13 protein-coding genes are annotated in these 12,722 nt (G+C 49.1%); 5 read left to right on the top strand and 8 right to left on the bottom strand.

What is annotated here, in order from left to right; translation table 11 throughout:
* Window positions 1–102: 102 nt before the first annotated feature.
* Window positions 103–456, top strand: a complete 354-nt coding sequence (locus tag AB4Z35_RS20760) for an NUDIX hydrolase (RefSeq protein WP_442099101.1) — start codon at window positions 103–105, stop codon at window positions 454–456.
* A gap of 129 nt (window positions 457–585) precedes the next feature.
* On the opposite strand, the gene AB4Z35_RS20765 is transcribed toward AB4Z35_RS20760, so the two are convergent.
* The 3 genes from AB4Z35_RS20765 to AB4Z35_RS20775 all read right to left on the bottom strand — a co-directional run bounded on the left by AB4Z35_RS20765 (window position 586) and on the right by AB4Z35_RS20775 (window position 2,376).
* Entirely contained in the window at window positions 586–804 is a 219-nt protein-coding gene (locus tag AB4Z35_RS20765) for a hypothetical protein (RefSeq protein WP_442099103.1), read from the bottom strand.
* A 246-nt stretch (window positions 805–1,050) separates the two neighbouring features.
* Window positions 1,051–1,758, bottom strand: coding sequence for a recombinase family protein (locus tag AB4Z35_RS20770; protein WP_442099104.1), 708 nt, complete (start codon window positions 1,756–1,758; stop codon window positions 1,051–1,053).
* Between the two features lie 399 nt (window positions 1,759–2,157).
* Window positions 2,158–2,376, bottom strand: a complete 219-nt coding sequence (locus tag AB4Z35_RS20775) for a helix-turn-helix domain-containing protein (RefSeq protein ID WP_442099105.1) — start codon at window positions 2,374–2,376, stop codon at window positions 2,158–2,160.
* Between the two features lie 103 nt (window positions 2,377–2,479).
* Here AB4Z35_RS20775 and AB4Z35_RS20780 point away from each other — a divergent pair, with 103 nt between their 5' ends.
* Entirely contained in the window at window positions 2,480–2,683 is a 204-nt protein-coding gene (locus AB4Z35_RS20780; protein WP_097139791.1) for a hypothetical protein, read from the top strand.
* A gap of 22 nt (window positions 2,684–2,705) precedes the next feature.
* A complete protein-coding gene (locus AB4Z35_RS20785) occupies window positions 2,706–3,665 on the top strand; it encodes a hypothetical protein (protein WP_442099107.1) in 960 nt (319 codons plus the stop codon).
* A 333-nt stretch (window positions 3,666–3,998) separates the two neighbouring features.
* On the opposite strand, the gene AB4Z35_RS20790 is transcribed toward AB4Z35_RS20785, so the two are convergent.
* From AB4Z35_RS20790 to AB4Z35_RS20805, 4 genes are all read right to left on the bottom strand, one after another.
* On the bottom strand, window positions 3,999–4,271 hold the full coding sequence (locus AB4Z35_RS20790) for a hypothetical protein (RefSeq protein ID WP_442099108.1): 273 nt from the start codon (window positions 4,269–4,271) through the stop codon (window positions 3,999–4,001).
* Between the two features lie 174 nt (window positions 4,272–4,445).
* Complete coding sequence (locus AB4Z35_RS20795) at window positions 4,446–4,946, bottom strand: hypothetical protein (RefSeq protein ID WP_442099109.1); 501 nt, start codon at window positions 4,944–4,946, stop codon at window positions 4,446–4,448.
* 314 nt (window positions 4,947–5,260) lie between these two features.
* A complete protein-coding gene (locus AB4Z35_RS20800; protein WP_442099110.1) occupies window positions 5,261–6,520 on the bottom strand; it encodes a primase-helicase family protein in 1,260 nt (419 codons plus the stop codon).
* Window positions 6,521–8,434: 1,914 nt separating this feature from the next.
* Entirely contained in the window at window positions 8,435–9,976 is a 1,542-nt protein-coding gene (locus AB4Z35_RS20805; RefSeq protein WP_442099111.1) for a tyrosine-type recombinase/integrase, read from the bottom strand.
* Window positions 9,977–10,334: 358 nt separating this feature from the next.
* Here AB4Z35_RS20805 and AB4Z35_RS20810 point away from each other — a divergent pair, with 358 nt between their 5' ends.
* On the top strand, window positions 10,335–11,261 hold the full coding sequence (locus tag AB4Z35_RS20810; protein ID WP_442099113.1) for a LysR substrate-binding domain-containing protein: 927 nt from the start codon (window positions 10,335–10,337) through the stop codon (window positions 11,259–11,261).
* A 57-nt stretch (window positions 11,262–11,318) separates the two neighbouring features.
* A complete protein-coding gene (locus AB4Z35_RS20815; protein ID WP_442099114.1) occupies window positions 11,319–11,684 on the top strand; it encodes a 5-carboxymethyl-2-hydroxymuconate Delta-isomerase in 366 nt (121 codons plus the stop codon).
* A gap of 3 nt (window positions 11,685–11,687) precedes the next feature.
* On the opposite strand, the gene AB4Z35_RS20820 is transcribed toward AB4Z35_RS20815, so the two are convergent.
* Entirely contained in the window at window positions 11,688–12,626 is a 939-nt protein-coding gene (locus AB4Z35_RS20820) for a LysR family transcriptional regulator (protein WP_442099116.1), read from the bottom strand.
* Between the last annotated feature and the right edge of the window lie 96 nt (window positions 12,627–12,722).

Below are 12,722 nucleotides of genomic sequence, written 5' to 3' on the forward strand. Positions count from 1 at the left end.
TGAATGTGAAGAAATTGTGACGGGGCGAGATGCCTGGTCTTCATAATCTAAAATGCAGTGTGAAAGCCGACCGTGACTAGACGGTGAGTGTTGGGGTAAACCATGAAAGTGAGAGCAACAGTGATTTGCAAGCGAGATGATAGTGTTCTCTACGTTCGCAAACAAAATTCGAGATGGGCTCTCCCCGGTGGAAAGGTCGAGGAAGGCGAAACACCTGAGCAAGCGGCTATTCGCGAGTTATGCGAGGAAACCGGGCTTGTAGCTCAAGATATGGTTTTTTTAGCTGAATTTGAAAAAGACAAAATCCTGCATCATGTGTTTATGACCGTCGTCGGGGCCTCGGACGAAGCATCTCCACAGAACGAGATTGCGGCTTGTAAATGGAAGCCCGCCAAAAATGTTAACGACCTTAAATCCAGTCCAGCAACCAAGTCGATAGTAAAGTCGTACGCCTAGAACCTCGCCAAGCAATAGCTCCCAGAGCGTAACCGTCCGGACAACACACCTTCCTGATGCCTACATCTCCTCAGCGTGAGGGCTGTCAAGAGAGCCCTGCACGCAGGGCTCACATACGAAGAGGAAACATTACATCCTCTTTGGCATGCCGTGCTCTGCCATAAAGTCAGAGAACTGAGTCCAGGTGAGATTGTATTTATTTACATGATTGCCTGATGGCAGCCATTCGATGTTGCCCTGGCTTATGAGAATAGTGCCGAGCTTGCCACCATCTTTTTTCACTTCAATTTCTACGTCCTGACGCTGCACCAGCATAGATTGAAGATTGATCTTTACTTCGTGAGCCATGGCGCCTTCCCTTGCATGCTTGTGACGTTTCGATGGTAGCTAGCTTAGAAGAGGGCTGGGTATTCGCAAATCTTGGCGCTAGGGCACCATCGTTAAGGCCAAATACAAATGCGAAGTAATATCATCAATGCGATGTAGAAATATCGTGGCTTTGAGGGCGTTTGAGGCTACCCCTGACTCAGAGAGGGGCGAGACGCTAGAGCGCCTCAGAAGGGTGTAAAGGCCCTTGTAATAGCCCGTTTCGACTTAGGGGAAGGTGATGCCGAGACGTTGAACCAATCGGCTCACTGTCATGGGGGTGAACTCAGCACCACGGCTAGTCTTGATCGACTGATTGTTGAGATAGGCTGCTACCCCTGCAAGAGTTTTGATTCCGTCGAAGCTTGCCGCCTTGATGTGGTTTTTAACAGTCTGAGCGTAAACGTCTGCCTTCTCTACCTTGGCTGCTGTTGCTGCCTTAGGTCCAACCTTATGAGCCTCCTTACGACCAGCATCACGCCGTTCAATCTTGGCCTGAGCCGATACATCTCCATTTTCAGCACGTTGCTTCAGCGAGCCTAGAGCGTCTTTGGTGCGTTGGCTGATGAACTCTCGTTCCTGCTGTGCGAGTGCGGCGTAAATGTGGAGTTGGAAAGCGTCGGCGTCGGGCATCGTCGCAACCTTGAAGGAAGCCCGTTTCATCAGGCCCGCAATGTGTTCAACATCACGAGAGATACGGTCAAGTTTTGCCACTACGAGGATTGCACCTGTCTCTTTAGCAGCATTCATTGCCTTGATGCATTCAGGGCGATCCGTTGGCGCTATCGTGCCCGATGCTGTATCGACGAATTCCGCGATGATCTCCCAGCCTTTCGCCTTAGCTGCAAGGGCGATGTAGTCACGCTGAGCTTCCAGACCCAAGCCCGACTCGCCTTGCTTGACTGTGCTGACTCGAAGATAGCTGACTACTTTCATGGTGGTAATTCCCGTCAATTCCTGTTGATGGGTCCATCATATCATAACGCTGACGAACGTCAATGGAATGATATGGCTAGGGGCGGGAGAACCCGATCAACCATTCAAGCCGCTCTTTGCAGTATGCCGATTCCTCTTCATAGGTTTGTAGTCCCAACAGTTCCGCCTCCTGTTGGTCAGTACATGCGTAGACATTCCACTCGGGGTCTATGCCTTTGAGCGGGACAATTAGAGAAAGGCCTGCCATAGCTTCAGCAATTTGACGGGGGTGGCCTGATTCGACCTTTACACAGTAGTCATCTAATACCGCGAATTTACTCATTGGAGGCCGCTTGTCTTCTTAGGATGGAAGGTGCAAGCGTAGACCAGCGGTGCAGTATCGGAGTGGGCAGGCAGGGGTTAGATGTTTTTGAACAACTCAGACAACTCGGTTTCCAGCGCGTCAGCGAGAACCTTGATAGCGTCTAAGCTTGGATTGGCTCCACCGGTTTCAATGCGGCTCATGTACGTCCTAGCGAACCCGCACTTGTCCGCGAAGGCTTCTTGAGTCATGCCGGTAGCAAGACGAAGCTCACGAATTCGATGGCCGAAGCGATGGCGGAGGGAGGGAGAAGGCATTCCCGTATCGTGGGCTGATGTGCTCTAATCGTGAACACACTAATCGTGACATTGACTGAATAGATCACCTGCTACTCAGTCAGCAGATGAAGGAGAAACAGGGATGAAGGACGGCATCATTAGACTCAACGACTACCTTTGTTACTTTGCCATTGTTGCCGTTGCGTTCGCGGGTTACGCAATCTATGGCGAATGGGGGGCAATCGGTGGATTCATAGCTGGAGCGGTGATGGCTGGGTTCTGGCTTGTCCTTAGCGGGATTTATGACGAGCTGAAGAAAATTACTGCATCGAAGGGATTGCGTTAATCAAGACACAAGGAATTGATTGATGGACAGCCAAGAAATTGAGCTTCGGCAAGACTCTGCAATGCTGCTTCGCACAGATATGCGTTCGAAGAAAATCAACCTCAAGGAAGCCAATGCAAAACATCGTGAAATCACTAGCACTGTAGCGGCGGTAGGTGAAGAGCTGAAGTATGCGGCCAGTCGCTTAGATGAGCTCAAATCCGGTAGAGGAAAAAAGCTTGCTTCAGCGCCTGACATAGAGGTTTTTGAATTTTGGCTGAGTATTCCCGGTTATAAAGGGAGTATTCAGAAGGCAAAAGCCGAAATGATAATGCATGGCAGTCTGCAACATGTCAGCAACGTCAGCAGTACCAGCAAGAGTGGGTTAGGTGGCGGCATTGTCGGCGGCCTGATTTTTGGGCCATTGGGGGCTGCCGCTGGTGTGTTGGCGACACGGAAAAGTAAAGTTAGTACCCATGTCCAACAGGTAGACACGCGACAAGTGGAATTGCAAATCACGGGGCCTGGCTATGCTTGGTCCGTCTTGGCTCACTCGGGTTATGCTGACAGATTCAGGGAGCTGAGAGATTTGATAAATGCTTACGGATCATCTCCCAAAAACATTCAAGACTCCCTTCGCGAACAAACCGCAACTGTAAATCTTCTACAAGAAAAGTCGGCCAAACAAAAAGCATATCTTCAACTCGCTGCCAAGGAAGCTGAAGAGCGAAGCGTTGCTTATGAAATAACGAAAAAAGAGTTCACAACTACCCGATTACCGCTCCTTACGGATTTGAAATTCAGATGGCAATGTCTATCCGATTTCTGGCAATGGTTGGCAGTGATAGGTGGTCCCGTCTTATTGACTATACTCGCCGGGGCAACTACGTATGCTCGCATGGCGGCTCAACCATGGCTTAGTCAAGCAATTGCTCTAGCTGTGGCGGATGTCGTGCTTTGGTGCGCTTTGTTCATATTCTATTTGATTCGCTACCGTATTTAATTACTCACAATGGGTTGAGAAGGGATTGAGCATAAGTGAGTGCATATCCCGCCACAAATGCAGGGAATGCCTCTGAGTCCCAAGGCCCACCAACGGCTATGCCATTAACGAACACGGCACCGTTGATCCAGCTACGTGACATTGCCGTAAGGTCGTAATATAAACCTACGGCTTGGCTAGGAGGGACTTCAGACTCGATCTGCACTGACCAACGCCCGGTGTGCTCCAGGTACTGCCATTGCTCTCTAACCGGTGAGAACGAGTCGATAGAAGGCTTTGTGTTGCTGTTTGGGCTGTCTGCTGAAGCCTTCAATATAAACCAATAGAAATAGGTCACTGGATACGACCTTGCAGAAGTTTTACTCGATTTTCGAGAATCCCCATTCGGCTTTCTAGATCGTTCTTTAACTGATCATGACTGGCAGAAAGGTTGTTGTGTCTTTGCTCTGAATAAATATTCAGATTTGTAATTCTGTCTTGAATCGCAGCTGGATCTGTTTGCAAGGGACGAAGTTCATGGAGAAGAAAACAAATGACCAGGAGAGCGATTGCATTAAAAGTCAAAAGGGTTGTGTTCAGACGACACTTTTTTGTATCGGCTAGCATAAAAATCCTTGTTAAAAATGTTTGAGGTTGGTTTGTTGTATTTTAGTTGTATATACAAGGGCGAGGCGACCCCGTGCTAAGCATTGACTCGGTATCAGCGGCATACAATCAGGTGTTGTGATGCTCGGGTGGAGAAAATGCTTGCACAGATGACAGTCTTATATACCTGCTTAATTATTTATCTTTAAAGAAATCTTGAGCCTCTTGAAGGTATTTGGTTTTCAGAGATGAGAGTTCTTTCTCTTTTTTCTCTGCCTCTTTTCGCAGGTGTGTTTGCAGGTGTTGCTCTGCGAGTGCCTCGATTTGTTTCTGTTTCTCTTCGGCAAGCTCGTTCAGATAGTTTTCTTCCACTTCCTTAAGGATTGTTTGAAGATCTTCATCTTGCTCTTCCTTTGTCTTATACACGTGGGCAGAGTGATAGCCTACGCCACTGACGATGTTGCTGTATTGGTGGCGAGCTTGCCCGTTGAGTGCTAGCTGCATCAACCCATCTACGAACAATTCCAAAGTCTGGGCATGAAACGTAAAGCAGCTTTCCAATACAAAGGAAGAGCCGTATTCTGATCGGCGAACATACCCGTTGACGTAATTGTATTTGGCTTTTTCTTTCCGAAGATCCAACTCTTCTTGTGAGAAGGAAGCGGGGATGGTTACTTTGGTCTTAGTGGCTGTCATAATTTTTATTACCTTTTAGTTTTATTTGGACAATAGCGTCCGTTGATTTGCTCTTGTTAGGAGCGAATACTGTTTATTTAAATTGTCTTTGGAAAGGCGGGAGAAACATCTTGCGGGACTTCTATCGAAGATCCCTTGCGTCAAATTCGCTGCGCTCTTTTGACTTACTGTAATCTATTATATAGATAACGCTTAGCGACCCTACATAACCTACATAAAGCTACAGCCCCCTTTAGATATGTGGCGTACAGCCATGTAGGATGTTCATAAACCATACATTCAATCCTACATAACATACATAGAAGCTGCATAGATTAGAACGCCTGAGACCTAATCTTAGCTTTCTTCAATTCTTCTTCTAACTGCTTTGGCGCTGTTTCTTTGGAAAAGCCTTGGCTCACCCCAAAAGGAGTAATGTGAAGAACTCCAGCGGTAATGCGTCTGCTCATGCATCCAAGTTGCTCAAGAATAGCAGCAATCTTGCGGTCTGATATTGGCTGGCGGCTTTCAACATCTGTTAGCTGCTGTTTAACCAATGCTACATTAACCACCGTCTCAGATTCTATTAGCTGCTCAATTTGCTCAGAAATTTTATCTTCCAAAGACCAGCCTAATCGAGCTTGTTTAGACTCGGTCATGATCGCTGGGTCATAAGGGCTGAAAGCCTTCAGGTCTATTGTTTCTAGATAGTCACGCACCTTCTGATAGCCGCCGTATTTTAACCAGTCCGCGAACATACCAATGAATTGCTTTGATTCAGCTTGGCTAACCTTGTATTCAATAAACTGAGGAAAGAAAAAGCGGCGATCCGATGATTCAAAATAAATTGGATCATAATCATTACTTGCCACAATCAAATTGAGCTTGTTATCGATGGTAATGGTGGGCAGATGTTTACGATTTACCATGATTGTTTCGTTACTCTGATAGACCTTCAGGACATTGGTGGTGCGGCGCTTATCTACGTAGCATTCGTCCAGGAGAAGGACAGTCTTGCCGATCAAAGCGTCTTGGAAGGTGCCTACGATATCGCTCAGGCCACAAACGTCAGCACTCGGCCCCATGATCCCTCTGAGCAACGTACCCACTAGGAACGTCTTACCAATGCCCTGCTTTGAGCGAAGCACGGGAGTGGATACTATCTTTTGCTCTGGTTTGATAACGGCATGCGTGATCCACCACAACATATATTCACGCTCAGCCAGAACCGGAAACATCCTTTCCATATACTCAAGGAAGGGGGCAACCTCTTCAGCTTTTACACATTGGCCTGAAAACTGATGCTTGTGAGGTATCCAAGTGTTTACGAGAGAGCCCGGTAGAAAGCGCGGGCCATTGGGTTGAAAGCCTTCACCATATGCAAAATCCAAACAGCCAAGTAGATACGCCGGGTCAACATCACTGTTCCCCCCATTCTTCTTATAGAAGTCACGAAGGATTCCGGCATACCCTTGATCAGTGTTTGTAATTAAGTCCCGAAACTGAGCGGATTGACTTTTAGATGGTACAAGAATAAAGCGTTTCTTTAGCGCTTCGATTGCTTTTTTATCGATTGCTGGTGCTGCGTTTGTCATTGGTGTTCACCTCATCTGATGGGTTTTTATGGGATGGATTAAATAGTGATTCGTATAATGTAGAAATAATTATGTTTAGTGTGTGATTGGTTGATGTGTAGCCATAGTGCTGCATGATTTCAAGCAACTCAGAGCTGGAGCGTTGGTTAAGGTTTGTCCTCATTGCAACACTCCTTCCAGTACGTCTTGTAGTGAGTTGTCGAAGTCCTTGATGTCATCAGGAGTCTTCAGAAGCTTCAACGCTGCATTGATTTGAAGTCGCACCTTCTTACGTAAGGAGTAAACTTTGACGACGCATAGGTTGCTACAGTATTTGTGGCGTTTGTCGGTAGGATCAAAGCTTTTGTTACAGACTAAACATTCGTTCATTTCTATTTTCCTTTTTGTTTGCCGTATTGGCTTCACAGCGTTTAATTATTGTTTGTGCAGCTACAGCTTTGGTTGTTAATCGTCAGGCGTAATTTTTAGTTCCTCCCTTACGTTGATAGGATGATTTGGGTTTGGATGTGTTCCTTCACGCAACCAGTTATCAATAGATTTGAATGCTACGGCTGGTCCTTCTCCGGGATGGTTTTTATGTCGCCAATAATGCATCTGGTTATGGCATTTCTGAGAGCAGAGAATCTTAGTGTTTCGTGTGGTTAGCATTTCACTTCCACACCATTTACATTGTTTTATCAATTTCATAGATATTACGGTGCCGTCCATTATTGTTTTGGAATATTCAAGAGTAAGAAATTTAATGCACAAAAAACCCACAACAAGGCGAAATGAAAACCTTAAATTGTGGGTTGGTATTTAATAGAAAAGGTTGAACAGTAAATAGCTATTCAACCTTTAATGCCGAGGAGGTAGACTCGGACTTGCGAACGACCAATGCGGCCACCAATGGTGGAAGATGCCGGTTATGGTAGTTCTGTTTGGAAAGAGAGGTATGCGAGAGGGTGAAGCTGATTAACTATCAAATAGAAGTGCGTTTCTTTTTCTTTCAGGCCCGCTTTCTCTTATTTGTTATCTAATACTATCAAATAAAACTGACAATTGTATAGGTACAGTTGCAGAAAGTTGCATTTATATTAGCAGTACAGTTGTGTGTTAGTGTGATTTGTGTGTAGTTTGAATGTTGGTGGAGCTGGCATAGCTACCAATGAAGATAGGATATCAAACTTAATTCTTAATTGCTTATCTAAGTGCGACAACTAATTGCTAATGCACGACAATTAATAGGCTTGTTTGAATTATAAGTGTATTTGGATGTTGTGAAGAGTAGAGATTGTAAATCTGTTATAGATACTCTGCACTGAGTTCAGAAAATTGGTAGAACTTCCCCAGGGGGATAGGAATACTCAAAAGAGCAGAGCCTTATCTCCAAGGTCTACACAACCTTCTGATCCAGTGCCATAGGCTAGGGCCTGCTCTGCACTTGAGACGAGAATGATCACAGCTTATAGGCTGTACCTAACACAAGGTTAGATGGTAGTCCGGCTCCCTGACTGACTTGACAAGCTCAATCACCCGCAGCCTCACCGGAACCGACTTGCGTCGGCAACTTCATGCATGCACCGTCATGCTTTGTAACGGCGACTGTGTAACCACTTCTTGAGGACAAGTATCTAGCCAAACCACAAAAAGGCCCGCCAATACGAAAGAAAAACTAGCGAGGGCGTCTATTCTACAGTATTAAACAAGTTGCGGGAATGAATTAGTCAAAATAAAGTTTCGGCGGAAGAACTGGCCTTCAAAACGACGTTAACCTCAAAACCAACCACGGACACGGGTTTAAGCTGGAAACGTCTCCAACCCTTAAAAACTCCCCCGAAATACCGTGATTGCATACGTTTAAAAGCACGGCCCCTTGTTCAATTTCGTAACGATCTGCCCTGAATCAATTTGCAGGGTGCTATGAGGGAGGTATCACGCCAAATCAAATTTGTACGAAAGTAGCTCAATCACTTTGGCCTTTTGTTCAAGGCTTGGCCCTGCCGAATATAGGTCGAAGGTGATCATTCCGGTTTCATGACCAAACAATGCAGGCATCACTGAAACATCTGCTCCAGCCCGATGCACCTCAGTGATCGCGGTTTTGCGAATTGAGTGCAGCACAAATGATTTATCAAATTTTGCAGCAGTCTTTAGACGTCCAAAGCGTTTTCCTACAGCATCTAGTCGGTTGCCATATTTGTTGGTTTCCCCAAGCGCTCGACCTTTTAGCAGGTATCCGTCTTCTGATGCATCTAGTAGCGACTGGACAAGCGGGGCAATGGCGGTATGGATTGGAACCTGACGGACGCCGGCGTCTGTTTTGCTCTCTAAAATTGAGAACGCAATCGGTACGCCATCTTTGAGGGTGATGGTGTCGCGGTGGACTCGGCCTATCTCCTCAAGCCTTGCCCCTGTGTAGGCTGCTAGAACAATCAGGTCAGCCAGTGGCTTGTCTTCCTTCTCCAAGGCTGCGACATGCAATCGCTCTACGTCCGTACGAGTGAATACAGCCCAACTGACTGACTCACCTTTGACCACGGGTAGGTCGTGCTTTTCAAATGGAGAGGGCTGGCCTTTGTACTGCTGACGCCAGTCTTCATCATATTTGATGGCCCATTTCCAGAACGTGTTACCTGCCCATATATGCTGCTTCTTGGTCTTAGAGGTAAGTGGCACGCCCTTAGCGTCAGTTAGCTGGTCCAGGTAAGCAGACACGAGGTCAAAGCTAATCGGTAGCCCTTTCTCACGTACATAGGCACTGAATAGCTCTACACGCTTTACCAGAGTGTCAATTGTCTTCGGGTCTTTACCGACCTTCTCTAAGAAGGCTCTGAGCTTCTTAATACGGGCAGGCGTAATAGGGGACTTGGGCCTATAGCTTTGAGGATCGGCGGCAAGCTCTTGCATGTCCTGACGCTCATCCGGCGACAGGTCGTAATACTCGGCTGTGATTTCCATGTGAAGCTTGGCAAAAGCATCTGAGATTTTCACCCCAAGCTCGGCACCTTCACCCGGCGACATCTTGTGTTTTAAGCCTTCGAGGTATTCGTTGTAGGTCTCAATGAATGCTGCAACCGGACCTTCCATGCCGCCTTCGTAAAGCTCCTTGAGAATTGGAGCAATGGACTGCGTGTATGCCAAGACATCTGCTGGTGGAGCATTATCCTTTGAGCGGGGAGCAAACAGCGTAGGAATCCATTTTGCCTTGCTTGCTTGATTTCGTCGGGTCAGCTCTTGGATTTCCTCTTTCCATTCATCCCGCTCTGATAGCTTCCTGTCTCTGGCAGCATTGATATCTGCTTTCCATCTTGCGAGCCAAGCTAGGCGGCGTTCCATGGCTTCAGAGCGTAGGCCTGTCTTCAACGATTGGATTAGCACCCTGCGATTGTCAAAGGCTAACTGCACGTCTTTAGGAATGTCGAGACGTACATACCAAGTGGATTCGCCTTTCTTCTGGAAAATATGGTCTGCCATGAGTCGCCCTCGGATGAGGGGCTGATTCTACTACTATTTTCTACTACTATACGAGTTTAAGGCCCTGTAATGCCGTGGTTTCTGGGGTTGGTGGGTGGTTTTCGAGAGTCCCTATCTCTCCGCCATTACATAGAAAAAGCCCCGTAGCTGAAAAGTTACGGGGCTTTTTCGTTTCTGAAGCTTTTTCAGTGGGCTATCGCTGCCGACATCTGATCAAGGGGGGCCGCGAACAGACCTCGATCAAGGAAATCCGGTTGCTTAAACGTGAACCGCATCAGGCTATTGAACCTGAGTTGGATAGACGGCAGTCGCACCAGCTACCTAAACTGTCAGCAGATTTGGGGATCGGGGGCAGTGGATGAATCGCAACGAACTTCGCAAGGCGGATATCAACCTGATGGTGGTATTCGAAACGCTGATGCTTGAGCGTAATGTCACTCGGGTGGCGGAGAAGCTGTTTCTCGGTCAGCCGACCATCAGCTCTGCCCTCAACCGCTTGCGTGCAATGTTCAATGATCCGCTGTTCATACGCGTTGGTCATCGCATGGAGCCGACAGCGCGGGCAGAGGAAATCATCAAGCACCTGTCGCCGGCGCTGGACTCCCTGTCCGTGGCCTTGAGCCTGACCCATGATTTTGACCCGGCCAGCAGCACGATGACGTTCCGCATCGGGTTGTCCGACGATGTCGAGTTCGGGCTGTTGCCTCCATTGCTGCGAGTCTTGCGCCAGGAAGCGCCCAACGTGGTGTTTGTGGTGCAGCATGTCGATTACTGGCGGATTCCCGACTTGCTGGCGTCCGGCGATATCACGGTAGGTATCAGCCAGACTCGTGGCTTGCCGGCCAATGCCAAGCGCAAGTTGCTGCGGCACATCCAGCCCAGCATTTTGCGCGCCGATGCCTCAGACACACTGCTGACCCTCGATGAATATTGCGCGCGACCGCACGTGCTGGTGTCCCATACCGCCAACGTCAGCGGCTACGCCGACGAGTGGCTGGCGGAAATCGGCCGCACGCGCCAGGTGGTGCTCTCGGTACCGCAATACAGTGCGTTGCCGGCCCTGCTCGCCGGGACGGACCTGATTGCCAGCCTGCCGGACTACACCGCCGAGGCGATGGCTGCATCGGGAATGCTGTTCAAGGAACCCTTTCCGATCAAGACGCCCACCCTGGATTTGTCCATGGTCTGGCTCAGTCATGTCGATACCGACCCTGCCGAGCGCTGGTTACGTTCGCGCCTGGAGGCGTTCATGAGTGAGCGTGCCGTTTTGCCGCTGCCCGAATGAACAGGGCGGCGCTGTGTTATATGTACGACCTTTCCACCCACTGACAGGAACCGACTCATGCCTCACCTGCACATGGAATACACCGCCAACCTGACTGATCTGAATGCCGATGTGGCATTGATGCGGTTGAACAATACGCTGGTGGCTTCCGGTCAGTTTGCTGCCGAATTCGACATCAAGAGCCGTGCGGTCAAGGTCGAGACGTTCAAGGTTGGCACGGCACTGGCTGAGCGGGCGTTCGTGCATGTGAAGCTGGCGCTGTTGAGTGGTCGTTCCGCACAGATCAAGCAGCAGCTCTCCGAAAGCCTGCTGGAGGTGGTTCGGGAGTTGTGCGAATGGCCGAGCGGTATTGAGGTTCAGCTGTGCGTGGAAATTCTCGATATCGATCGCGATTCCTACAGCAAGACCGCCATCAGCAACTGAATATCAGGCCGTTTCCTGCTCGGTGCAGGCCTGGATCACTTGCTCTCGTAGCCAGGTGTTGGCGCTGTCCTGATCAACGCCTTGGCTCCACTGCATATCGAGAGTGAAACCCGGCAAGCCTTCGGGTGCTTCGCAGTGATTGAAGGTGTCTGCGCTGGCCAGTAGTTGCTGGATGCGGCGGGGCAGGGTAAGGGCATAGTCGGTTCCGGTAATCAGCTTCAGCGCTGCGCTGTAGCTGTTGGCGCGCGCGATAATCTGGCGCTGTCGTGCCTGTTGCGCAAGCCAGCCGTCGACCATGTTGGTGGCGGACGTCCAGGGTGTCGGGAACACGTGTCGACGTTCGACGTAGGTTTGCAGACTCAAGCGTGGTTCCGCCGGCGTGGCGCGCTTGTCGAAAACACAGACCAGATCGTCTTCGAGCAACGTCATCGATTTGAAATCGACGTGGCTGCGATGAAAGTTCGGGCCAAAACACATCACCAGGTCGAGGCTGCCGTCGCGCAGCGCTTGGGCAGGGATATCGGCTTCGAGTTTGAACACATTGACCATCACCGGAAGATCGGCGAGGTCAAAGGTTTTCAACAAGCGCGGCAGGATCAGTTGCTCGAAATACTCCGGTGCGCAGATGTTGAAAGTCACGGGTTGCAGGCCCGGGTCGAACGTCGGTGAGCCGGCGTGACACAGGTTGATGCTTTCCAGGATTTTCAGCACGTGAGGGTACATCGTGCCGGCCTTGCAGGTGGGCTGCATGCCACCGGTGCGGGTATTGATGAACAGTTCGTCCTCGAAACAGGTGCGCAGTTTTTTCAGGCAGTAACTCACCGTGGACTGGCTGACGCAAAGCGTCTCGGATACGCCGGTGACGCTGTTTTGCTCGTACACGGCGACGAACACCATCAGGTCCTGCATGTCGAGTTTTCTAAGCGAATTACTGTTCAGCATCCATTGCGTCTCGCTGTGCCCCTTGCGCTGACCGTGTGCAAGGGTGGGCGAATGATCCTAGCGGAATGAGCGAGCAGGGAGAATGCCTCGCGGGAA

Source organism: Pseudomonas sp. KB_15 (genome assembly GCF_052114525.1).
Lineage (GTDB): Bacteria > Pseudomonadota > Gammaproteobacteria > Pseudomonadales > Pseudomonadaceae > Aquipseudomonas.

Excerpts from the sequence above, each read along its gene's own strand:
- AB4Z35_RS20760 (WP_442099101.1), top strand. The coding sequence starts at position 103 with ATGAAAGTGAGAGCAACAGTGATTTGCAAGCGAGATGATAGTGTTCTC.
- AB4Z35_RS20765 (WP_442099103.1), bottom strand. The coding sequence starts at position 804 with ATGGCTCACGAAGTAAAGATCAATCTTCAATCTATGCTGGTGCAGCGT.
- AB4Z35_RS20770 (WP_442099104.1), bottom strand. The coding sequence starts at position 1,758 with ATGAAAGTAGTCAGCTATCTTCGAGTCAGCACAGTCAAGCAAGGCGAG.
- AB4Z35_RS20775 (WP_442099105.1), bottom strand. The coding sequence starts at position 2,376 with ATGCCTTCTCCCTCCCTCCGCCATCGCTTCGGCCATCGAATTCGTGAG.
- AB4Z35_RS20780 (WP_097139791.1), top strand. The coding sequence starts at position 2,480 with ATGAAGGACGGCATCATTAGACTCAACGACTACCTTTGTTACTTTGCC.
- AB4Z35_RS20785 (WP_442099107.1), top strand. The coding sequence starts at position 2,706 with ATGGACAGCCAAGAAATTGAGCTTCGGCAAGACTCTGCAATGCTGCTT.
- AB4Z35_RS20790 (WP_442099108.1), bottom strand. The coding sequence starts at position 4,271 with ATGCTAGCCGATACAAAAAAGTGTCGTCTGAACACAACCCTTTTGACT.
- AB4Z35_RS20795 (WP_442099109.1), bottom strand. The coding sequence starts at position 4,946 with ATGACAGCCACTAAGACCAAAGTAACCATCCCCGCTTCCTTCTCACAA.
- AB4Z35_RS20800 (WP_442099110.1), bottom strand. The coding sequence starts at position 6,520 with ATGACAAACGCAGCACCAGCAATCGATAAAAAAGCAATCGAAGCGCTA.
- AB4Z35_RS20805 (WP_442099111.1), bottom strand. The coding sequence starts at position 9,976 with ATGGCAGACCATATTTTCCAGAAGAAAGGCGAATCCACTTGGTATGTA.
- AB4Z35_RS20810 (WP_442099113.1), top strand. The coding sequence starts at position 10,335 with ATGAATCGCAACGAACTTCGCAAGGCGGATATCAACCTGATGGTGGTA.
- AB4Z35_RS20815 (WP_442099114.1), top strand. The coding sequence starts at position 11,319 with ATGCCTCACCTGCACATGGAATACACCGCCAACCTGACTGATCTGAAT.
- AB4Z35_RS20820 (WP_442099116.1), bottom strand. The coding sequence starts at position 12,626 with ATGCTGAACAGTAATTCGCTTAGAAAACTCGACATGCAGGACCTGATG.